Here is a 21,205-nt window from a genome sequence, read left to right as displayed (position 1 = left end):
GGGCCCCCGCGGGCCTGCCAACCCGTTTTGCAAAACCCCACCTGGCCTCCCTCGGACAGGTGGGGTTTTTGTTTGGCTTACATGGTGCCCATCAGTTCGCGGCCAATCAGCATGCGGCGGATTTCAGAGGTGCCTGCACCAATTTCCATCAGCTTGGCATCGCGGAAGATCCGGCCCACAGGATTGTCAGAGAGATAGCCTGCCCCGCCCAGCGCCTGCACCGCCTGATGCGCCTGCACCATGGCCTGCTCGGAAGCATAAAGGCAGCAGGCGGCCGCGTCCTGGCGGGTCACGGTGCCCTTGTCGCAGGCCTTGGCGACCTCGTAGATATAGGCACGGGCCGAATTCATCGCGGTGTACATATCGGCGATCTTGGCCTGCATCAGCTGGAAGTTCCCAATGGGCTGACCAAACTGTTTGCGCTCTGCCAGGTAGGGCATCATCTCATCCATACAGGCGGCCATGATGCCGGTGCCGATACCCGCCAGAACCACGCGTTCATAGTCCAGACCAGACATCAAGACCTTGACGCCCCGGCCCTCTTCGCCCAGCACGTTTTCAAAGGGCACTTCGCAGTCGTCAAAGATCAGCTCGGCGGTGTTGGAGCCCCGCATCCCCAGCTTGTCAAAATGCGGCGAGGTGGAGAAGCCTTTGAAATCCTTTTCGATGATAAAGGCGGTAATGCCCTTGGAGCCCGCATCCGGGTCGGTCTTGGCATAGACCACCAGCGTGTCGGCGTCCGGGCCATTGGTGATCCAGTATTTATTGCCGTTCAGACGGTAGTGATCATTGCGCTTTTCCGCCCGCAACGACATCGAGACAACATCAGACCCTGCGCCTGCTTCGGACATCGCCAGCGCGCCGACATGCTGACCAGAGACCAGACCCGGCAGGTATTTCTTTTTCTGCTCATCCGTGGCGTTCAGCTTGATCTGATTGACGCAGAGGTTGGAATGGGCGCCATAAGACAGCGACACCGAGGCACTGGCCCGCGCGACTTCCTCAACCGCTACCGTATGGGCCAGGTAGGACATACCCGCACCGCCGAACTCTTCCGGCACGGTGATGCCCAACAAGCCAAGCTCACCCATTTCGGTCCAAAGCTCTGCTGGGAATTCGTTCTTCTGGTCGATATCCTGCGCCATCGGTTTGACACGATCCTGCGCCCAGCGATGCACCATGTCACGCAGTGCATTTACCTCATCCCCAAGATCGAATTGCATGCTTGCATTGAACATTGCCCGCTCCCTTTATCAAGCTATCTGTCACATTATCTGAACACCTGTTCATTTATTAGCCGCAAATCTCGATTCGGGTCAATCCCCCGCCCTCCGGTCTTTGTCTCACTGGACAAGACACCACAGCCAAAGCGCAAAGCCGCACGCCAGATGCAGCTGCGACAAAAGAGATATGGGATATGGGATATGGGTATTGCGAAAAACGGCGGCGACCTGCCCCCAAAGGTCAACACATTTGCAAGAGAGCCATGGAGCGCGGCCCGTTTCTGAAACGACAGCAGGATATCATCTACCGGGGCACCGCGCTGAGCCAACATCGGGGGAGCGGTATCAATGCGCGTCTGCGCAACACCCGCTCCATGACGGTTGATCCCGCCCGGTCAACAATGATGGCAGGTTAGAAGTGCGGACGTGCCCAGCACCTATCCGGCAGCACTTACTTGGCAGCACCAACTTGCGCTTGATAGACGGCCCCGACCTCAGACCGGATGATCCGCGCAATCTGTGCGCAGTCATCTAGGCTAAAGGTCAGCGGCACCCGCATATCCACGATCCCCGCCAAGATGCGATCGCTTTTGGGCAGGCTTTGCGCCTCGGCATAGCGCCAGCTGTCATAGCGCGAGGTAAAGCCCGCAGGCTCTGCGCCGCCAAACCACTTGAGTTCAACGCCGCGCCGCGCACAGCGCCTGATCACTTCGGCGATGCTTTCTGCGTTCCAGTCCAGCAGCAGAAACTGAAAGGACGAGCCAACATAGCGCTCTGCCTGCGGCCGTTCCACCAGCCTCAGGCCCGGCGTGTCGCGCAGCCCCACCTCAATCGCCTGGTAGCGGGCATTCCAGCGCGCCACCTGATGGTCAAGATCAGCCAGCTGCGGTCGCAGGATTGCGGCGCGCAGGTTATCCATGCGGCCGGAGATATTGGGCGTCTCGTATTTTACCCGCTCAAAGACCTCAGGACCGGGCGCGGCCAGATGGCGTTCATAAAGCATATAGGAGCCCGAGAGCATGATGGCGCGGGCCGCGATCTCGGCATCGTCGGTGATCAACAGGCCACCTTCACCGGAATTCACATGTTTATAGGTTTGGCAGGAATAGCAGCCCACGGCCCCCACCCGCCCCGAGGCGACACCGTTCCAGGCCGCCCCCATGGTATGGGCACAATCTTCAATCACGGTGATACCGGCAGCGTCGCAGATCTGCATCAGGCGGTCCATGTCGCACAGATGACCGCGCATATGGCTCAGCATCAGGACGCGCGCCTGATCTGCCTTGGCCGCCAGATCCTCCAGATCAATGGTCAGCTCCTCGGTCACCCCAACAAAGACGGGCGCGGCGCCCACGGCAGCAATGGATCCCGGTACCGGCGCCAGGGTAAAGGCGTTGGTCAGCACCCGATCGCCCTGTTTCACGCCAATGGCGCGCAGGGCCGTGGCCATGGCGTAGCCCCCTGAGGCCACGGCCAGGCAGTATTTTGCCCCGACCTGCGCCGCAAACTCCTGCTCCAGCAGAGCCGTTTCTCCCAGCTCTCCGTCAGTGACATTATAGCGATGCAGGCGCCCGTGGCGCATGACGTTCAAAGCGGCCTCGATGGCCGCCTCGGGAAGTGCTTCTTGCTGGGTGAAGCTGCCGGTGAATTTCTCGCTCATGGCCCGTTTGTGAGCCGCCACCCGCCGAGGGTCAAGGGGAACAATCCCACATGCAGCGCCCCTAACCCGGTGGCAGGGGATCAGCCGACCAAGCGGGCAACGATCCCCGGCAGATCCTCGTAGCGGTCCAGCAGCGCCTCGGGGTTCAGCGCCGCCATATCACCGCCCGCAGGACCAAAGGTAACCAGCACCGACGGCACCCCCGCATTGGCCGAGGTACTGCGGTCAGTGTCACTGTCGCCAATCAAAATTGTCCTGGCCGGATCGCCACCCGCCCGGCGCGCCGCCTCAAACAGCGGTTCGGGGTCGGGTTTTCGCACCGCCAGCGTATCCGCCCCCACCAGCGAGGCAAAGCTATCCCGCACCCCCAACGCGCGCATCAGCTGTTCGGCCAGGGCTTCGGGTTTATTGGTGCAGATACCAACGCCGTAGCCCGCCTGTTTCAGGGCCTCAACCGCCTCCATGGCGCCGGGATAAAGGTAGCTGTGGTGGTCAATCGCGTCGCGGTAGGCCTCGAGCAGCACCGGGTAATAGTCCTCGACCTTTTGGGCGTCATAGATACCCGCACGTTTCATCCCCGCCGTCAGCATCATCTTGCCGCCGCGCAGCGCCGTGGCCGCATCACCAGGCTGGGTCAGGATATCGCCCAGCCCCATGTGGCGAAAACAGGCATTGGCCGCCGCCAAAAGGTCGCCGGATGTATCCGCCAGTGTCCCATCCAGATCAAAGATAACTGTTCGCATATTGCCCCCGCTCGGCGTGTTTTCGCTGCCATTTATTGCAAGCCGCAACCATCTTTGATGGCAGATTGGCTTGCACCTTTGCTGGTAGCGGATAGAACGGGAACCGAAAAGTCAAAGAGAAAACTGATAATGAGCACTGCCCTTGTCGTCCTTGCCGCAGGCAAAGGCACCCGAATGAATTCAGACATCCCCAAGGTATTGCACCCTATTGCCCAGGGCTCGATGCTGGAGCACGCCCTTGCAGCAGGTCGCGCGCTGGATCCCGAGCGGGTGATTGTCGTTGCCGGCCACGAGGCCGAGGCCGTTCGCGCCGCCGTGGCTGAGATTGACGAAACTGCCGAGGTGGTTTTGCAAGAAGAGCAGCTAGGCACCGCACATGCGGTGGATCAGGCCCGCGCCGCGCTGACAGGCTTCAGCGGCGATGTTGTGGTGCTTTATGGCGATACGCCCTTTGTCAGCGCCGACACACTGGAACGCATGGTGGCCGCGCGAGCGCAGGCGGATCTGGTGGTTCTGGGGTTTCACGCCGCAGACCCGGCGCGTTATGGCCGCTTGCTGATGCAGGGCGACAGTCTGGAACGCATTGTCGAGTTCAAGGACGCTTCTGAGGCAGAACGCACTGTGGATTTCTGCAACTCGGGCCTGATGGCCTGTGATGCGGATCTGATGTTTGACCTTCTGGCCAGGATTGGCAACAAAAACGCCTCGGGTGAATATTATCTCACCGATCTGGTGGAACTTGCCCGCGCCCAGGGGCGCTCTGTCACCGCCATTGCCTGCGATGAAAGCGAAACCCTGGGGGTGAACTCGCGCGCTGATCTGGCCGCTGCGGATGCGGTTTTTCAGGCCAAAGCCCGCGCGGAATTGCTGGACCTGGGTGTCACCCTGATGGCCCCCGAGACGGTTTATCTGGCCTTTGACACGGTGATTGGCCGCGACACGGTGATCGAACCCAATGTGGTCTTTGGCCCCGGTGTCACCGTGGAAAGCGGCGCGCTGATCCGCGCCTTTTCGCATCTGGAAGGCTGCCATGTCAGCCGCGGCGCCAAGGTCGGCCCCTATGCCCGCCTGCGCCCCGGCGCGGAACTGGCGGAAAACACCCACATTGGCAATTTTGTCGAAATCAAAAACGCCGAGATCGCCGAAGGCGCCAAGGTCAACCATCTGAGCTATATCGGCGATGCTTCTATTGGCAAAGAGACCAACATTGGCGCCGGCACCATCACCTGCAACTATGACGGGGTGATGAAACACCGCACCCAGATTGGCGCCCGCGCCTTTATCGGCTCCAACACCCTGCTGGTGGCGCCTGTGACCCTGGGCCATGAAACCATGACCGCCTCCGGCACCGTGGTGACCAAGGATGTAGACCATGGCGATCTGGCCATTTCCCGCACCCGGCAGGAAAACAAGACAGGCTACGCCGAGAAAATCATGGACATGCTGCGCGCCAAAAAGGCCCGGCTGACAAAAGGATCTGAGTAATGTGCGGTATCGTTGGCGTTCTTGGTAAACACGAAGCGGCTCCCATCCTGGTCGAAGCACTGAAGCGGCTGGAATATCGCGGCTATGACAGCGCTGGCATCGCCACCGTGAACGATGGCAAACTGGCGCGACGGCGTGCCCTGGGCAAGCTGGTCAACCTGAACGACCTCTTGGTACATGAGCCTCTGCCGGGCAAATCAGGCATCGGTCACACCCGATGGGCCACCCACGGGGTGCCCTCGGTCAGCAATGCCCACCCGCACCAGGCCGGGGCGGTGGCGGTTGTGCACAATGGCATCATTGAAAACTACCGTGAGCTGCGCACAGATCTGGCGGGCTGTGGCATCGAGTTTCAGACCGAGACCGACACTGAAACCGTGGCCCTGCTGACCCAGCGCTATCTCTCCGAGGGGCTGTCGCCGATTGAGGCCGCCAACAAGACCCTGGACCGGCTGGAAGGCGCCTTTGCGCTGGCCTTTTTGTTTGATGGCGAAGACGACCTGATGGTTGCCGCCCGCAAAGGCTCGCCCCTGGCCGTGGGCCATGGCGATGGAGAGATGTTTGTCGGCAGTGACGCCATTGCCCTGGCGCCGCTCACCGATCGCGTCACCTATCTGGACGAGGGCGACCGGGTCTATCTGACCCGCAACAGCATCGAGATCCGCGATGCCAAAGGCGCCCTGGCCAATCGCCCCATGAAAACCATCCAGATCGACGCCTCGCAGGTCGATAAGGCGGGTCACAAGCACTATATGGCCAAAGAGATCGCCGAACAGCCCACCGTGATTGCCGAAGCCATCCGCCACTATCTGCCAGTGGGTGAAGACGCCGTGCATCTGCCCGGAGACGGCATTGATTTCTCGCAGATCGAGCGGCTGACCATGGTTGCCTGCGGCACCGCCTTTTATGCCTGCCTGACTGCCAAATACTGGTTTGAGCAGATCGCGCGTCTACCGGTCGAGGTCGATATCGCTTCGGAGTTCCGCTACCGTGAGCCCCCCATTTCCAGCAGGACCGCAGCGCTGTTTGTCTCGCAATCCGGTGAAACCGCAGACACCCTGGCCGCGCTGCGCTACTGCGAGGGCAAGGCGGACAAGATCCTGTCAGTGGTCAATGTGCCCGAAAGCTCAATCGCGCGCGAAAGCGATCTGGCCCTGCCCATTCATGCAGGTGTTGAGATCGGCGTGGCCTCGACCAAGGCCTTTACCTGCCAGCTGAGCGTTCTGCTGATGCTGGCACTCAAGGCGGCAACGGATCGCGGCGAAATCTCGGCTGAGGATCTGCAGGCACATATCTCTGCCCTGCGCGGCCTGCCCAATGTGCTGGCGGCCGGGCTGGAACAGAATGACACCATCCGCCAGGCGGCACAAAAGCTGAGCGAAGCCCGCGACGTGTTGTTCCTGGGCCGTGGCCTGATGTTCCCGCTGGCGCTGGAAGGTGCATTGAAACTCAAGGAAATCAGCTACATCCACGCCGAGGCCTATGCCTCGGGTGAGCTGAAGCACGGCCCGATTGCGCTGATCGACAAGCAGATGCCAGTGGTGGTCATGGCACCAAAGGACGGGCTTTTTGACAAATCGGTCTCCAATATGCAGGAGGTCATGGCCCGCAAGGGCAAGGTTCTGTTGATCTCGGATGCGGCTGGGCTTAAGGAGGGCGGAGAAGGCACCTGGGAAACCATCCAGATGCCACAGGTGCACGATAGCCTGACGCCCATCCTTTATGCGCTGCCAGCCCAGATGCTGGCCTATCACACAGCGGTTGCCAAAGGCACCGATGTGGATCAGCCGCGCAATCTAGCCAAATCCGTTACGGTGGAGTGACCTGATGACCCTTGAAGATGCCCTGAACGAGTTAAACGCCGCCTTTGAACCTGGGCGCGCCGAACAGATGGTGAGCTACCACAAACAAAAGCGCATCGTCCTGGGCATCCCCAATACGGCGATCAATGACATCACCAAGGGCTGGCGCCAGTCGTTGACGCTGGAAGAGCGCGTCACCCTGGCGGATGAGCTGTGGAAAACCGATGTGTTTGAAGCCCGCCTTGCCGCCGCCAAGCTGCTGACCCAGGCGCGCATCAAAGACGATACCGCCGTCTGGGAATTGCTGCAAAGCTGGCTGCCTGATTTTGACAGCTGGGCGATTGCCGATCACGCCTGCATGGCGATGCAGAAACGGCTGACCGCCGATCCCTCGCGGCTGGATGAGGTCGAGGCCTGGACCACGGCTGAAAACATGTGGAGCCGGCGCGCCGCCCTGGTGGCCTGCCTGCCCTGGGCCAAGCTGAACAACCTCAAACCCGAAGATCAGGCCCGACGCGACCGAATCTTGGGCTGGGCGGCCTCCTATGTGCCGGATCGCAACTGGTTCCTGCAAAAGGCCATTGCCTGGTGGGTCCGCGACCTGAGCAAACATGACGCGGCCGCCAGCCGGGCATTTCTGATTGCAAACGGGGCCGCGATGAAGCCCTTTGCCCGCAAAGAAGCGGCCAAATACCTGAAAGACCCCATCGACTATCCAGATCTGGTGACCCCAGTGGTTGACCCGATGGATGCGGCAGAGGTCGAAACCTCCGACGGTGCAGACACCAGCGCGCCGAGCTCCTGAGCTCAGCCTGCTGGCAGCACCTCGATCTCAACCAGTTCGGTCAGCGGCGCGCCAAGTGCGCGCATGGCGCTGATCGACAGCCTCCCACCAGAGCCGCCTCCGGTTGCAGGTTTCAGCGTAACAATGACCTGCTTGCCATTGGCGCTGCGCAACCGGGCAATCTGTTCGGTGGTCACCAGGGATGTCTCCATCCACAGGCCGGGAATCGCAGGATCCCCCAAAGAGGCCACTGTCTGCGCCCGCCCCTGGAACCGCGCAGAAATAGGCGCACCGCCAGAACTTGCGGCCAGGTCTGTCGCACTGACAGCAGCAGGGTCTTGCACAATTGCGCCCTCTTGCAGGCTTGCATCGCTTGGAATGGCCGACAAAGGCGTGCCGGGATCGCTTTGCGATGCCTGCACCGCCCCACCAGACGCCCCTCCGAGAATATCGGAATTCCATTGCAAGGTGTTGCAACCACTCAAAAACACCAAGGGTGCCAAGACAAATATCATCTGTTTCATGAGCCAATCCTAGCTTTGAGCCGGGCCTAATGCCAGCACCAAAACGCAGTCTATACTTGCCCTAGGCGGGACAGCGCCTTAGCTATGGACCTATGAATGCTCCATTGATTGATCCTTTCGCCCGCGCCATCACCTATCTGCGCGTTTCGGTCACCGACAGGTGCGATTTCCGCTGTGTGTACTGCATGTCGGAACACATGACCTTTCTGCCCAAGAAAGAGCTGCTCACCCTGGAAGAACTGGATCTGTTGTGCACCAGCTTTATCAAGATGGGAGTGCAGAAGCTGCGCATCACCGGTGGCGAACCACTGGTGCGCCGGGGTATCATGACCTTCTTTGAAAGCATGACCCGGCATCTGGACAGCGGCGCTCTCAAGGAGCTGACCCTGACCACCAATGGCTCGCAGCTGGAAAAATACGCCGACGCGCTGTTTGCAGCCGGGGTGCGCCGGGTGAATATTTCACTCGATACTCTGGACGAAGACAAATTTGCCCGCGTTACCCGCTGGGGTCGGCTGCCGCAGGTTCTGCGGGGCATTGATGCGGCACAAAAGGCCGGGCTGCGGGTCAAGATCAATGCCGTCGCCCTGAAAGGCTTCAACGAGGTTGAACTGCCCAGCATCACCCGCTGGTGCGCCGAGCGCGATCTTGACCTCACCTGGATCGAAGTCATGCCCATGGGGGAAGACATGGGAGACGAAAACCGCATCGGCCAGTTCTGGTCCCTCAAAGACGTGCGGGCCGCGTATGAAAACCACTATGGCGTCACCGATCTGACCGAACGCACCGGCGGTCCGGCGCGCTATGTGCGGCTGGAAGAGACTGGCCAGAAGGTTGGTTTTATCACGCCTCTCAGCCATAATTTCTGCGAAAGCTGCAACCGGGTGCGCGTCACCTGCACCGGCGAGATCTATACCTGCCTTGGCCAGGAAGGCTCTGCCGATCTGCGCGCGCCGCTGCGCGCCAGCCAGGACGGCACCGAACTGCTGGAACAGGCCATCCGCGCCGCCATTGGGGACAAACCCAAAGGCCATGATTTTGACTACTCCCGGCAACAGGTTGGCGGTACAATCACCCGCCACATGAGCCACACCGGCGGTTAAGCGAAACCAGATGACCAAGCCTGACCAAACAGCATCGCCGACGCTGCTGTTTTACAGCTATCGCGCCTTGACCAGGCTGCTGGCACCTTTTGCCTATCGCAAAGTTTCAGCAAAACTTGCGGCCCATGGGGTCAGCGACAGGCGGCAGCGCGAAAGGCTGGGTCATGCCAGTCAGCCCCGCCCCGACCTCGCAGCCTCTGCCTCGCTGATCTGGTTTCATGGCGCCTCGGTTGGCGAAAGCCTTGCCGCCATCACCCTGATCAACCGGTTGCACTCCCGCTTGCCAGGGAACCGCTTTTTACTGACCTCCGGCACGGCGACCTCGGCGGCAATGGCCGTCAAACGCCTGCCGGACTGCGCGCAGCATCAGTTTGCCCCGCTGGATTCATCCGCTGCCGTGGCCCGGTTCCTGGCCCATTGGCGCCCGGATGCCGGGATCTTTGTCGAAAGCGAACTTTGGCCAGTGACCCTGGCGGCAGCCAAGGCGCGCGGCACCCGGCTGGCGCTGGTCAATGCCCGGCTGTCCGCCAAATCGGTCACCGGCTGGCGGAAGAAACTGCCCACGGCGCGGTTCATCATGGGGCTGTTCGATCTGTTGCTGACCCAGAACAAACAGGTGGCCGAAGATCTGCTCTCGCTTGGGGCGGATCCGGCGCGCGTGTTCCCCAGTGGCAATCTCAAGGCCGGTGCCGCCGCCCTGCCGCACTCCGCTGATCTACTGGCCGAGATGCGCGCAGCGCTTGCCGGGCGAGCGCTGTGGATTGCCAGCTCGACCCACAAAGGCGAAGAAGAAACCGTGCTGGACGCCCATAAGGCGCTGTTGCAGGATCATCCCGATCTCTGCCTGTTGCTGGTCCCACGCCACCCCGAGCGCGCCGATGAAATTGGCTCCAAGATCACCCAAGCAGGCCTGACTTATGCACAACGCAGCACTGGCGCGGCACTGACGCCTGACACCCAGGTCTATCTGGCCGATACCCTGGGGGAGCTTGGCACCTGGTATGCGTTGTCCCCCATTGTCTTTCTTGGCGGCTCACTGCTGCCCATCGGGGGGCACAATCCCTTTGAAGTTGCCCAGGCCGGGGCGGCGGTGCTCACGGGGCCGGGATATAGTAATTTCATCGAAACCTACCCGCCTCTGATTGCGGCCGGCGGGGCGAAGGAAGTGTGCGATGCCACCGAACTGGCACAGGCGGTCGATCTGTGGCTGACCCAGCCGGACCAGCTGCAAAACGCCCGCGACGCCGCGCGCCACTACGTAGACGAGCAATCCGGCCAACTGGATGTGGTGGTCGATCGGTTGATCAGCAGCCTTGGCCTGCATATGCCTGAAAGAGCCCCATGACTGAGCTTTTTGTCACCAATTTCAACAAGAACTTCACCGGCGTCTCGGCCACGGCGGCCAATGTGCTGCGCCAACAGGTTGCACTGCATGATGTGCAGCTGGTTGGGCGCGCCCTGCCCGGCTGCCCCGCTCCGATCCCTGTCAAACGCGCCCGGCAGCTGTCGACCACTGCGCCCGGCACATATCCTTTTGCCATCTGGCACGTGCGCCGCAATACTGAGATGCGCGCCGCAATCTGGGCGCGGGATGTGCTGCGCCTGCCGATCCGCATTGTCTTTACCTCTGCCGCTCTGCGCCGACACTCGGCCTTTCCCCGGTGGTTGATTTCGCGCATGGATGCGGTCGTGGCCACCTCGCAAGAGGCCGCCAGCTTTGTGCCCCATGTGCGTGCCGTGGTGCCCCATGGCGTCGATACCGAGAATTTCACCCCGGCCCAGGATCGCCACGCCGCCTGGCAGGCGCTTGGGCTTGGCGGCGATATAGGTATTGCCAGCATTGGCCGTATCCGCCCGGAAAAAGGCACCGATCTTTTTGTCGAGGCCATGGTGCAGCTGCTGCCACAGCTTCCCGGTGCCAGGGCACTGGTGCTGGGACGTGCCGCGCGCGAGCATCAAGGCTTTCTCAAGGGATTACAGGAGCGGATCAAGACCGCAGGTCTGGCGGATCGCATTTTGTTTCCCGGTGAGATCCCCGCCACAGAGCTGCCGCAGACCATGCGGGCGCTGTCGCTGGTGATGCAATTGCCCCGCTACGAGGGCTACGGCATGGTGCCCCTGGAGGGCATGGCCAGCGCGGTTCCCTTTGTTGGTTCTGAGGCCGGCTATTACCGCGCCTTTTCATCGCAGGGCAGCACCGGACGCGTTGTCCCGCAGAACGCTCCGGCAGAGGCGGCAGAGGCGGCGCTGGCGCTGCTTAAAGATCCCGATCAGCATCAGGCCATGTGTCGAAAAGCCCGTGAGGTCGCGGTAGAGAGTTTCAGCGCTGCCCGCGAAGCCCAGGGAATTGAAGCGGTCTATCAGGCGCTTTGGGCCAAAGGTTAGGGCCAGAAGCACCAGCCAGAAACGTCAGCCGGGGATTGAATCCGGTGGCTGATTTCGGCGGCATAAACAAAATTTCAGGCCCATCGCCCTGTTTTCAGACCAAAAAAAAGCCCGGCAAATGCCGGGCTTTTCCAATATTTGTGCGGTTTGCTGCCTAATCAGGCAGCAGGCATACGCTGCTCAACGATTCCAGCCCACCAGCTGCAACCCGCAGGGATGGCCTCATCGTTGAAATTATACTCTGGGTGATGCACCGAGGCGCTGTCACCATTGCCCACCAGGATATAGGCGCCGGGGCGCTCTTCCAGCATGAAGGCAAAATCTTCGCCGCCCATAACCAGCGGTGCCTCTTCGCAGGCACCCGAGATATCGGTGGCAACCTTGGCGGCGAACTCGGTCTGTTCGTCATGGTTGGCCATCACCGGATAGCCCCGGAAATAATTCACCTCTGCAGTGCCGCCAAAGGTGGCCGCAACCCCGGCGCAGATTTCCTTGATCCGCTTTTCCGCCAGATCGCGTGTCTCATTCGACATGGTGCGGACCGTGCCTTTGAGCTCGACCCGCTGCGGGATCACGTTAAAGGCCTTGGATGAGGTCTCAAACGAGGTCACCGAGACCACAATCTGTTCCACCGGATCAGCGTTGCGCGACGCAATGGTCTGCAGCGCCAGAACCGCCTGCGCCGACATCACCGTGGTATCGATGGTTTCCTGCGGTTTTGCCGCATGGCCGCCGCGCCCTTCAAAGGTGATGGCAAACTGGTCCGTGGCGGCAAAAAATGCCCCCGACCGGATTGAGAAGGCGCCAATGGGTTTGCCCGGCCAGTTGTGCATGCCGTAGACTTCCTGGATACCCCAGCGATCCATCATGCCGTCATCGCACATTTCCTTGCCACCGCCACCGCCTTCTTCGGCGGGTTGGAAGATCAGCACAACGGTGCCGTCAAAATTGCGCGTCTCGGACAGGTATTTGGCGGCACCCAGCAGCATGGCGGTATGGCCGTCATGGCCACAGGCATGCATCGCATTGGGAGTTTTGGAGGCATAGTCCAGACCAGTGGCCTCGTGGATGGGCAGCGCGTCCATGTCGGCGCGCAGGCCAATGACCTTGCCTGCGGTATCTGTCTTGCCCTTGATCACGCCAACAACACCGGTGCGGCCAATGCCGGTGGCAATCTCATCGCAACCGAATTCCTTGAGCTTGTCCGCCACCAGCGCAGAGGTACGGTGGGTTTCAAACAGGATCTCCGGGTTTTCGTGAAGGTCACGGCGCCATTCGGTGATTTCATTTTGCAATTCGGCAAAGCGGTTCTTGACCGGCATGGATAGTCTCCTTGGTATTACTGTCCCGGTGACTAAACCGGGGTGTTTTGAAAGGGGTTGTGCTGATTTTGAGCCAGATCAGGCCAGATCAGGCGGCTGGCATCCGCTGTTCGATCATTTCGGCAAACCAGCTGATCCCCGTAGGGATCGCCTCATCGTTGAAGTCATATTCGGGGTGGTGCAGACCGGCAGAAGGGCCATTGCCCAGGCGGATCATCGCGCCGGGACGTTCCTGCAGCATGAAGGAGAAATCCTCTCCGCCCATGGCCAAAGGCACCTCCTCGCAGGAGCCCGCACCGGAAACCGTTTCTGCCGCCAACCGGGCAAAATCAGCAGCCGCATCATCATTGATGGTCACCGGTACACCGAGATGGAAAGACAGCTCTGCCGTGCCGCCAAATGTCTGGGCTATCCCATCAACAATGGCCTGCAACCGCTGGGGGATCAGCGCCCGCACCTCGGGCGAATGGGTGCGCACAGTGCCGCGGACTTCGGCCCGATCAGGGATCACGTTAAAGGCCTTGGAAGAGGTCTCAGCCGAGGTGATCGAGAGCACCCCCTGCAGGACCGGATCGACATTGCGTGACATCACGGTTTGCAGCGCACAGATGATATGCGACATCATCACCGTGGTATCGACGGTTTCCTGCGGCTTGGCCGCATGGCCGCCACGGCCCTGCAGGATCAGAGTGAACTCATCGACCGAAGCCAGAATCGGGCCGGGGCGGATGGCGAATTTGCCCAACTCAAGCCCGGGTGCGTTGTGGATGGCATAGACCTCGTCAATGCCAAAGCGTTCCATCAACCCATCCTTGCACATGGCCTCGGCGCCATTGCCGCCCTCTTCGGCGGGCTGAAAGATCACCACGGCGGTGCCATCAAAATTGCGGGTCTCGGCCAGATATTTGGCAGCACCCAGCAGCATCGCCGTGTGGCCATCGTGACCACAGGCATGCATGGCCCCGTCAATCTTTGAGGCATGCGGCAGCCCGGTCTGTTCCTGCATCGGCAGCGCGTCCATATCGGCGCGCAGCCCGATGGCGCGGCCAACTGTGTCGCTGCGCCCCCGGATCACCGCAACAACACCGGTGCGGCCAATGCCGGACACCACCTCATCGCAGCCAAAGCTTTTCAGCCTGTCCGCCACCAACGCAGAGGTGCGGTGGGTTTCATAAAGGATTTCCGGGTTTTCGTGGATATCGCGGCGCCAGCCGGCCACTTCTTCGTGCAGATCAGCAATTCGGTTCTTGACTGGCATCGCGTGTCTCCTGTGCGGTGGGTTATGCTGCGGGCATTCGTCGTTCTACGAGTTCGGCGAACCAGCTGCAGCCCAGTGGAATCGCTTCGTCGTCAAAGACATAGGCGGGGTGGTGACACATGGGGGTGTCGCCATTGCCAAGGAAGATATAGGCGCCGGGGCGCTCTTCCAGCATGTAGGCAAAATCTTCCGATGGCATGATTGGCGGGGTATCGTCATCCACCGCAGCGCCGACCGCGCGGGCGGCCTCAATGGCATAACCGGTCTCGACATCGGTGTTGATCGTCACCGGATATCCTGGCGACCAGGTCACCTCGGCGGTGGCACCAAAGGCCTCGGCGGTGCTGGTGGCAACGCGGCGGACCCAGTCCTCGGCCTTGGCGCGATATTCAGTGTCCAGCGTCCGCACCGTGCCTTGCAGTTTTGCGGTATGGGCAATCACATTGGAGGCCGTGCTATCGGTTTCAAAGGTCCCCACCGTGAGCACCACACGCTTTACCGGGTTGACGTTGCGCGACACGATAGAGTGGAGCGAGACCACAATCTGCGAGGCCACCAGGGTGGTGTCGATGGCATCATGCGGCGTGGCTGCATGGCCGCCCTTGCCGGTCACAACAATGTCAAATTCGTCCGAAGAGGCCAGCAGGGCGCCGGGGCGAATGGCAAATTCACCAACAGGCTGGCCTGGCATATTGTGCAACCCATAGACCTCCTGGATGCCCCAGCGCTCCATCAGACCATCGTCGCACATGGCCTTGGCCCCCGCGCCGCCCTCTTCGGCGGGTTGGAAAATCAACACGACGGTGCCGTCAAAATTGCGGGTTTCGGCCAGATATTTCGCCGCCCCCAGCAGGATCGCCGTGTGGCCATCATGACCACAGGCATGCATCACTCCCGGCGTTTTGGAGGCATAGGCGACGCCAGAGGCCTCATGAATGGGCAGCGCGTCCATATCGGCGCGCAGCCCGATCACCCGACCAGAGGTATTGGTCTTGCCTTCGATCACCGCGACAACGCCGGTTTTGCCAATACCGGGTGTTACATCGGTCACCCCAAAGCTCTGCAGCTGCTCTTGAACAAAGGCCGCAGTTTTATGCACCTCATACATCAGTTCAGGATTTTCATGCAGATGATGCCGCCATGCGGTGATCTCATGCTGCATTTCGGCAAAACGATTTTTGATGGGCAAAGGCGCAACTCCTCTCAATTGAGATGATTGGTAAGGCAATAAAAAAGACTTGTCTACGTTTCTTGCACATCCGGCCCGTGGGCGGTCAAAAAGGTGACGAGGTTCTCCTGCAGCACCGAAATATCCGAAGGACTTAAGCCGCCGGTCACCTCGCTGCGTATCTCTGCCAGACGTGTTTTGACGGCGATGATGAAGGTCAGTCCGGGATCCGTCAGCGTCAGGCGAACGCTGCGCCGGTCATCATCGCAGCGTTCGCGCAGCACCAGCCCGTGGTCTTCCAGTTTGTCCACATATCGCCCCAAAGTGGCGTCGTTGATGGCAAGAATCGCCCCGTAGACGCTTTGCACCATCCCCGGCTTGCGGTGGATCATCCCCAACACGCTGAGATGCCCGGCCGACAGAGCTGATTCTTTGCCTATGGCCTCGACATGCTGCGCAATCATCCGGCCTGCAATCTGCACTAAGACGGTAAAATCAAGGTCCTCGTAGATCCCTTTGGGCAGGTCATTTTCTACTTTTGGCATAATCACCTTTCACAAGAGCAACAGAATACAGGACCACGGGGGCAACAGAACAAGACACACAGGTGGCGCGCAAAGATCGCTAGCGAGACGGTTCCAGACGCGCAACAAGCTGTTTCATAAAGCCATGGCCCGCATTGAACTGCGCCACGGTGATAAACTCATTGGGCTGATGGGCCTGGGCAATGTCACCCGGACCACAGATCACAGCCGAATAGCCCGCCGCCTGGAACTGCCCGGCTTCGGTGCCGTAGCTCACCACATGGGTGCCATTGTCCCCGGTCAGGCTGCGTACCAGCGCCTCGGCTTCGCCGGCCTCTTCGGGCACCAGGGCGGGAACGTCAAAGCCCTTGCTGACATCAATGCGCGTCTCCGGGTGGATCGCCTGCATATCCGCCTCGACCTTTTGCACCTCTGCGCGGTAGGCCGCTTCCCAATCGCTGGCCTGCTCGCCGGGAACAACCCGGAAATCCATCATGAAGGTGCAGTCTTTGGCGGTGATGTTATGGGCGGTGCCACCGGATATCATGCCCACATGACAGGTGGTAAAGGGCGGATTGAACAGGGATTGCATCGCGCCCGGCTCTTTTGCCATGTTTTCCGCATTGCGATGGTTGGCCCAGTCAATCAGCCGGGCCCCCTGCATGATGGCGCTGACCCCAGTGTGCAGCAGCGAGCTGTGCACCTCAAAACCGACCATATGGGTGCGAAAGCCAGTGCCGCCCTTGTGGCCTGTCACCGCCTGCATCATCGAAGGCTCACCAACGATAACGGCTGATCCCTTGGGCAGCAGCGGCTGCATGGCCTCAATCATCGGCGGCGCCCCGGTGCAGCCGATCTCTTCATCAAAGCTGAGCGCCAGTTGCAGGGGCCGTTTTACGCCACGGTGATGCGCCTCGACCAAGGCCCAGATCGCCAGCGCATCAAACCCCTTCATGTCGCAGGTGCCGCGGCCAAAATACTTGCCGTCACGTTCCACCACGGTAAAGGGATCGCTGTCCCAGGGCTGGCCATCGACCGGCACCACATCCGTGTGTCCAGACAGCACAACCGCGCCTTCGACTTCGGGGCCAACATGGGCAAAAACGGCGGCCTTATGGGGCTGATCCGGATCCACCCAGCGGTGCGAGGCGATACCCTGCTCCGTCAGATACTCCTGCACCCAATCGACCAGAGGCAGATTGCTGTCACGGCTCACCGTTGGGAAAGCCACCAATTTTTGCATGATCTCCAGCGGCGTCAAAATCACAGCCACGGGATTAATACCCACTGTCGGTGGTCAGCACAAAGTGACCTGGTTCCACCTCGAGATACTGCGAGGGTTCCGGCTGGTAGCCGAGGCCATGAATAGGCGATGGAATGGGTTTGAAGTTCAGGTCTTTTTCGCTTTTGCGGCGACGCGGATCGGCAATGGGAACCGCCTTCATCAGCGCCTGGGTATAGGCATGCTGCGGGTTCTCAAAGACGCGGGCACGCGGGCCAAGCTCAACAATACGCCCCAGATACATCACCCCGACCTGATGGCTGACGCGCTCAACCACGGCCATATCGTGGCTGATGAACAGGAAGGACAGACCCAGATCTGCCTGCAATTCCATCATCAAGTTCAAAACTTGGGCTTGCACAGAAACATCCAGCGCCGAGACGGCCTCATCTGCGACGATCAGTTTAGGGTTCAGCGCCAGGGCACGCGCGATAGCGATTCGCTGGCGCTGGCCGCCGGACATCTCGTGCGGGTAGCGGCGCATAAAGCTGCGCGGCAGCTGCACCCGGTCAAACAGATTGGCCACACGGTCCTGCAGTTCAGAGCCCGAGGCCAGGCCATAGTTGCGCAGCGGTTCCGCCACCTGATCCAAAAGCTGCATCTGCGGGTTGAGGCTGGCAAAGGGATCCTGAAAGATCATCTGCATATCCAGGCGGGCCTTGTGCAGATCTTTCTGACTCAAACCCAGGATATCACGGCCTTCGAACTCGACCTTGCCGGACAGAGGTTCAACCAGACGCAACAGCGACCGCCCCGCCGTGGATTTCCCGCAGCCCGATTCGCCAACCAGCGACAGGGTTTGTCCCTTGAAAACCTTGAACGAGACATCCTCGACCGCGTGCACATTGGCCACGGTCCGGCGCAGCAATCCGCCTTTGACCGGGAAGCGCGTGGTCAGGTTTTCGACCTGCAACAGCACCTCGTCGGTGCCCTTGATCGGCTCAATCTTCTGGCCCTCAACCCCCATCAGTTTCATCGGCTCGGGATAGGCCTTGCCCTGCATTTCGCCCAGTTTGGGCACCGCGGCCAGCAGTGCCTTGGTGTAGTCATGCTGGGGATTCTCAAAGATCTCTTCGACCGTGCCCTCCTCGACCTTGTTGCCGCGGAACATGACCACCACCCGGTCCGCCATCTGCGCCACCACGGCCATGTCATGGGTAATGAACATCACCGCCGTCCCCGTTTCGCGCTTCAAGCGGTCCATCAGAGCCAGAATTTCAGCCTGAATGGTCACGTCCAGCGCGGTTGTGGGCTCATCCGCGATCAGCAGGCGTGGCTCGCAGGCCATCGCCATGGCAATCACCACCCGCTGACGCATGCCACCGGACAGCTCGTGGGGGTATTGTGTCAACCGGCGTTCGGGTTCGGGAATGCGCACCTCGCGCAGCAGTTCCAGCGCCCGCGCCTCGGCCTGGGCCTTGTTCATGTCCTTGTGCACCCGCAGACCTTCGGTCAGCTGGCGACCAACGGTAAAGACCGGGTTCAGGGCGGTCATCGGCTCCTGAAAGATCATACCGATCTCGTTGCCGCGAATGTCCTTCATCATATCGCCCGGCGCCTTGGCCAGATCCAGCACACCGCCCTCGCGGCGATCAAACATCAGCTCACCTGCGGCGATCTCACCACCGCCAAATTCGACCAACCGCATCAGCGACAGCGAGGAAACAGATTTACCGGAGCCCGACTCGCCGACGACACAGACGGTTTCTCCGGGGTTCACATCAAAGGAGACGTTCTCGACGCCAACAACCGGACCGTCTTTGGTCTGGAACTCGACGCGAAGGCCTTTAATTTGTGCAATAGGTTGATCGAGCACCCTGACGCCCCCTGTTTTATGAAAAATAATGCCCTGCTTGCGTGCCGGGCTTGTCTGAGATGTAGGACAATCTTGGGGGGGGCGTCAAATCCAGCCTTCAAAATTTCAGTCTGCACAGCCATGTCGGGAAAAATCCTGTGGTAAGGCTTGCATTTTTTGCAAACTCTGTTTCGATACAGCCAGTATCTGCCCCTGGCGATGGATCGTGATGGATCGTATTGCGACCAAAAGGATCAAAAAAACTTTGATCTTTCAAAACCTTCCAAGTCGCCTTAGGCAGAGCGACATCGTATCCGCAGCTTTGCGGCAACAAGCCGGTCCATCGTAGGCCGGCACAAAAAGACACGTAAATGTGTTCGACAAGGAGAGTCTAATGAAACTCAAGACCCTTTTGATGGGTGCCATCGCCACGGCTGCCATCGCTCCAGCAGCCTTTGCTGAGCGCGGCTCCGACGGCCAGGTCAACATCATCTATTGGCAAGCGCCATCGATCATGAACCCCTTCCTGTCTGGTGGGACCAAGGACGTTGAAGCCGCTTCGCTGGTGATTGAGCCCCTGGTGCGCTACAATCAGATTGGCGAAATGGTACCTTTCCTGGCCGCCGAAATCCCCACAGTTGAAAACGGTGGCGTCAGCGAAGACCTGACCACCATCACCTGGAAAATCGCCCCCGGCCTCAAGTGGTCCGATGGCAGCCCCTTCACCTCTGCGGATGTGAAATTCACGGCTGACTACTGCATGGACCCCGAAGGCGGCTGTGCCCAGGTTACCAAATTCGAAGGCGTGACCTCGGTTGAGGCCCTCGATGATCTGACCGTCAAGGTCACCTTCGCCAAGCCAACCCCCTTCCCCTATGGTCCCTTTGTGGGCGGTGAAAGCCCCATCATCCAGGCGGCTCAGTTTGCCGACTGTATGGGCGCCAAGGCTCCTGAATGCACCGAGGCCAACTTTGCGCCTATCGGTACCGGCCCCTTTGTTGTGGATGAATTCAAACCCAACGACGTGATCACCCTGTCGGCAAACCCGAACTACCGTGACCCGGCCAAGCCTGCCTTTGCCAAGGTTCTGTTCAAAGGGGGCGGCGACGCAACCGCTGCTGGCCGTGCCGTTATGGAAACCGGCGAATTTGACTACGCCTGGAACCTGCAGCTGGCCCCCGAGGTCATTGCTCAGATGGAAGCCGCTGGCAAAGGCACGCCTGTCGCAGGCTTTGGCCCGCTGGTTGAGCGCATCATGCTGAACAACACCAACCCTGATCCGGCGCTTGGCCCTGATGAGCGTTCGGTGATCCGTCCGCACCCCTTCTTGGGTGACCCTGCGGTGTACAAAGCGATGTCGCTGGCGATTGACCGTCCTTTGCTGGTCGAAATCGGCTACGGCAAAGCCGGTAAAGTCACCTGTAACTGGGTTCCGGCACCTGCTGCTGTAAACTCTGACACCTTCACCTGCGACAAGCAGGACATCGCTGCTGCAAACGCGATGCTGGAAGAAGCGGGCTACAAAGACACCAATGGTGACGGCGTACGTGAAACCCCCGATGGGGTTCCGATGAAGATCCTGTACCAGACCTCGACCAATGCCGTGCGTCAGGATTTCCAGGCTCTGATCAAACAGTGGTGGAGCGAAATTGGTATCGAATCCGAGCTGCGTAACCTCAGCGGTTCCGTGTTCTTTGGTGGCGATCCCGGTTCGCCTGACACCTTCCAGAAGTTCTATGCTGACGTTGAAATGTATGCCAATACCTTCAACGGCACCGACCCGCAGTCTTACCTGGCCAACGGTCTGTGCGACAAAGCACCTTCGCCTGCCTCGCAGTGGCAGGGTGAGAACATCTCGCGCTTCTGCAACGAAGAGTTCGACAAGCTGCATGCTGAGCTGACAACCACAGCCGGTGCCGCAGCCCGTGCCGAAATCTCCAAGCGTCTCAACGACATCATCGTTGAAAACGGCGGCATGATCCCACTGGTTCACCGTGGCCGTCTGTCCGCGCATGCCAACTCTCTTGGTGGTGTTGTGCTGAACGTCTGGGACAGCGAAATCTGGAACGCTGCTGACTGGTACCGCATCAAATAAGCGGTTCTTGCCTAAACGAGGCCCCGGTGTTTCACCGGGGCCTCTTGCCATT

18 protein-coding genes are annotated in these 21,205 nt (G+C 60.1%); 8 read left to right on the top strand and 10 right to left on the bottom strand.

Annotated features, from left to right (window positions below; genetic code table 11):
• Nucleotides 1-77: 77 nt before the first annotated feature.
• Nucleotides 78-1,238 carry an isovaleryl-CoA dehydrogenase gene (locus tag ARCT_RS0108795; RefSeq protein ID WP_027239736.1) on the bottom strand — a complete coding sequence of 387 codons (1,161 nt, stop codon included), beginning with the start codon at nucleotides 1,236-1,238 and terminating at the stop codon, nucleotides 78-80.
• A 248-nt stretch (nucleotides 1,239-1,486) separates the two neighbouring features.
• Here ARCT_RS0108795 and ARCT_RS28225 point away from each other — a divergent pair, with 248 nt between their 5' ends.
• Complete coding sequence (locus ARCT_RS28225; RefSeq protein ID WP_161631309.1) at nucleotides 1,487-1,639, top strand: hypothetical protein; 153 nt, start codon at nucleotides 1,487-1,489, stop codon at nucleotides 1,637-1,639.
• 35 nt (nucleotides 1,640-1,674) lie between these two features.
• On the opposite strand, the gene ARCT_RS0108785 is transcribed toward ARCT_RS28225, so the two are convergent.
• Nucleotides 1,675-2,883: a DegT/DnrJ/EryC1/StrS family aminotransferase gene (locus ARCT_RS0108785; protein ID WP_027239735.1), complete on the bottom strand. Its 1,209-nt coding sequence runs from the start codon at nucleotides 2,881-2,883 to the stop codon at nucleotides 1,675-1,677.
• 80 nt (nucleotides 2,884-2,963) lie between these two features.
• The gene (locus tag ARCT_RS0108780) at nucleotides 2,964-3,626 is read right to left on the bottom strand and encodes an HAD-IA family hydrolase (protein WP_027239734.1); all 663 of its coding nucleotides are present in this window, start codon (nucleotides 3,624-3,626) and stop codon (nucleotides 2,964-2,966) included.
• 129 nt (nucleotides 3,627-3,755) lie between these two features.
• On the opposite strand from ARCT_RS0108780, the gene glmU reads away from it, so the two are divergent.
• The 3 genes from glmU to ARCT_RS25720 are packed head-to-tail and all read left to right on the top strand — an operon-like array spanning nucleotide 3,756 to nucleotide 7,718.
• Entirely contained in the window at nucleotides 3,756-5,111 is a 1,356-nt protein-coding gene (gene glmU / locus ARCT_RS0108775) for a bifunctional UDP-N-acetylglucosamine diphosphorylase/glucosamine-1-phosphate N-acetyltransferase GlmU (protein WP_027239733.1), read from the top strand.
• Nucleotides 5,111-6,934, top strand: coding sequence for a glutamine--fructose-6-phosphate transaminase (isomerizing) (gene glmS / locus ARCT_RS0108770; protein ID WP_027239732.1), 1,824 nt, complete (start codon nucleotides 5,111-5,113; stop codon nucleotides 6,932-6,934). Before glmU ends, glmS begins: the two co-directional genes overlap by 1 nt.
• A gap of 4 nt (nucleotides 6,935-6,938) precedes the next feature.
• Entirely contained in the window at nucleotides 6,939-7,718 is a 780-nt protein-coding gene (locus ARCT_RS25720; protein WP_084300799.1) for a DNA alkylation repair protein, read from the top strand.
• Nucleotides 7,719-7,720: 2 nt separating this feature from the next.
• Here ARCT_RS25720 and ARCT_RS0108760 read toward each other — a convergent pair whose 3' ends face one another.
• Complete coding sequence (locus tag ARCT_RS0108760; RefSeq protein ID WP_027239731.1) at nucleotides 7,721-8,221, bottom strand: hypothetical protein; 501 nt, start codon at nucleotides 8,219-8,221, stop codon at nucleotides 7,721-7,723.
• 92 nt (nucleotides 8,222-8,313) lie between these two features.
• Here ARCT_RS0108760 and moaA point away from each other — a divergent pair, with 92 nt between their 5' ends.
• Genes moaA through ARCT_RS0108745 form a run of 3 tightly spaced genes read left to right on the top strand, consistent with a single transcriptional unit; the run spans nucleotide 8,314 to nucleotide 11,709 of the window.
• The gene (gene moaA / locus ARCT_RS0108755) at nucleotides 8,314-9,324 is read left to right on the top strand and encodes a GTP 3',8-cyclase MoaA (RefSeq protein ID WP_027239730.1); all 1,011 of its coding nucleotides are present in this window, start codon (nucleotides 8,314-8,316) and stop codon (nucleotides 9,322-9,324) included.
• A gap of 10 nt (nucleotides 9,325-9,334) precedes the next feature.
• On the top strand, nucleotides 9,335-10,669 hold the full coding sequence (locus ARCT_RS0108750; RefSeq protein WP_027239729.1) for a 3-deoxy-D-manno-octulosonic acid transferase: 1,335 nt from the start codon (nucleotides 9,335-9,337) through the stop codon (nucleotides 10,667-10,669).
• Entirely contained in the window at nucleotides 10,666-11,709 is a 1,044-nt protein-coding gene (locus ARCT_RS0108745) for a glycosyltransferase family 4 protein (RefSeq protein WP_027239728.1), read from the top strand. The genes ARCT_RS0108750 and ARCT_RS0108745 overlap by 4 nt, the downstream gene beginning before the upstream one ends.
• Before the next feature lie 158 nt (nucleotides 11,710-11,867).
• On the opposite strand, the gene ARCT_RS0108735 is transcribed toward ARCT_RS0108745, so the two are convergent.
• The 6 genes from ARCT_RS0108735 to ARCT_RS0108710 form a co-directional block, all read right to left on the bottom strand.
• The gene (locus tag ARCT_RS0108735; RefSeq protein WP_027239727.1) at nucleotides 11,868-13,031 is read right to left on the bottom strand and encodes a M20 aminoacylase family protein; all 1,164 of its coding nucleotides are present in this window, start codon (nucleotides 13,029-13,031) and stop codon (nucleotides 11,868-11,870) included.
• Nucleotides 13,032-13,119: 88 nt separating this feature from the next.
• Nucleotides 13,120-14,289 carry a M20 aminoacylase family protein gene (locus tag ARCT_RS0108730; RefSeq protein WP_027239726.1) on the bottom strand — a complete coding sequence of 390 codons (1,170 nt, stop codon included), beginning with the start codon at nucleotides 14,287-14,289 and terminating at the stop codon, nucleotides 13,120-13,122.
• Between the two features lie 22 nt (nucleotides 14,290-14,311).
• A complete protein-coding gene (locus tag ARCT_RS0108725) occupies nucleotides 14,312-15,478 on the bottom strand; it encodes a M20 aminoacylase family protein (protein ID WP_027239725.1) in 1,167 nt (388 codons plus the stop codon).
• A gap of 53 nt (nucleotides 15,479-15,531) precedes the next feature.
• Entirely contained in the window at nucleotides 15,532-16,002 is a 471-nt protein-coding gene (locus ARCT_RS0108720; RefSeq protein ID WP_027239724.1) for a MarR family winged helix-turn-helix transcriptional regulator, read from the bottom strand.
• Nucleotides 16,003-16,081: 79 nt separating this feature from the next.
• On the bottom strand, nucleotides 16,082-17,254 hold the full coding sequence (gene argE / locus ARCT_RS0108715) for an acetylornithine deacetylase (RefSeq protein WP_027239723.1): 1,173 nt from the start codon (nucleotides 17,252-17,254) through the stop codon (nucleotides 16,082-16,084).
• A 4-nt stretch (nucleotides 17,255-17,258) separates the two neighbouring features.
• Nucleotides 17,259-19,079, bottom strand: coding sequence for an ABC transporter ATP-binding protein (locus tag ARCT_RS0108710; RefSeq protein WP_027239722.1), 1,821 nt, complete (start codon nucleotides 19,077-19,079; stop codon nucleotides 17,259-17,261).
• A gap of 373 nt (nucleotides 19,080-19,452) precedes the next feature.
• Between ARCT_RS0108710 and ARCT_RS0108700 the strand changes: the two genes are divergently transcribed.
• Complete coding sequence (locus ARCT_RS0108700; protein WP_027239721.1) at nucleotides 19,453-21,153, top strand: peptide ABC transporter substrate-binding protein; 1,701 nt, start codon at nucleotides 19,453-19,455, stop codon at nucleotides 21,151-21,153.
• Nucleotides 21,154-21,205 lie beyond the last annotated feature (52 nt).

The sequence above is a fragment of the Pseudophaeobacter arcticus DSM 23566 genome (genome assembly GCF_000473205.1).
In the GTDB taxonomy this organism is placed as follows: domain Bacteria; phylum Pseudomonadota; class Alphaproteobacteria; order Rhodobacterales; family Rhodobacteraceae; genus Pseudophaeobacter; species Pseudophaeobacter arcticus.
This window is presented reverse-complemented; position numbering and strand designations above follow the sequence as displayed.

Bases quoted from the DNA above. Each gene is read 5' to 3' on its own strand.
- ARCT_RS0108780 (WP_027239734.1), bottom strand. From the start codon at position 3,626: ATGCGAACAGTTATCTTTGATCTGGATGGGACACTGGCGGATACATCC.
- ARCT_RS0108795 (WP_027239736.1), bottom strand. From the start codon at position 1,238: ATGTTCAATGCAAGCATGCAATTCGATCTTGGGGATGAGGTAAATGCA.
- ARCT_RS0108700 (WP_027239721.1), top strand. From the start codon at position 19,453: ATGAAACTCAAGACCCTTTTGATGGGTGCCATCGCCACGGCTGCCATC.
- ARCT_RS28225 (WP_161631309.1), top strand. From the start codon at position 1,487: ATGGAGCGCGGCCCGTTTCTGAAACGACAGCAGGATATCATCTACCGG.
- ARCT_RS0108720 (WP_027239724.1), bottom strand. From the start codon at position 16,002: ATGCCAAAAGTAGAAAATGACCTGCCCAAAGGGATCTACGAGGACCTT.
- moaA (WP_027239730.1), top strand. From the start codon at position 8,314: ATGAATGCTCCATTGATTGATCCTTTCGCCCGCGCCATCACCTATCTG.
- ARCT_RS0108785 (WP_027239735.1), bottom strand. From the start codon at position 2,883: ATGAGCGAGAAATTCACCGGCAGCTTCACCCAGCAAGAAGCACTTCCC.
- glmS (WP_027239732.1), top strand. From the start codon at position 5,111: ATGTGCGGTATCGTTGGCGTTCTTGGTAAACACGAAGCGGCTCCCATC.
- ARCT_RS25720 (WP_084300799.1), top strand. From the start codon at position 6,939: ATGACCCTTGAAGATGCCCTGAACGAGTTAAACGCCGCCTTTGAACCT.
- ARCT_RS0108730 (WP_027239726.1), bottom strand. From the start codon at position 14,289: ATGCCAGTCAAGAACCGAATTGCTGATCTGCACGAAGAAGTGGCCGGC.
- ARCT_RS0108760 (WP_027239731.1), bottom strand. From the start codon at position 8,221: ATGAAACAGATGATATTTGTCTTGGCACCCTTGGTGTTTTTGAGTGGT.
- ARCT_RS0108735 (WP_027239727.1), bottom strand. From the start codon at position 13,031: ATGCCGGTCAAGAACCGCTTTGCCGAATTGCAAAATGAAATCACCGAA.
- glmU (WP_027239733.1), top strand. From the start codon at position 3,756: ATGAGCACTGCCCTTGTCGTCCTTGCCGCAGGCAAAGGCACCCGAATG.
- ARCT_RS0108750 (WP_027239729.1), top strand. From the start codon at position 9,335: ATGACCAAGCCTGACCAAACAGCATCGCCGACGCTGCTGTTTTACAGC.
- ARCT_RS0108745 (WP_027239728.1), top strand. From the start codon at position 10,666: ATGACTGAGCTTTTTGTCACCAATTTCAACAAGAACTTCACCGGCGTC.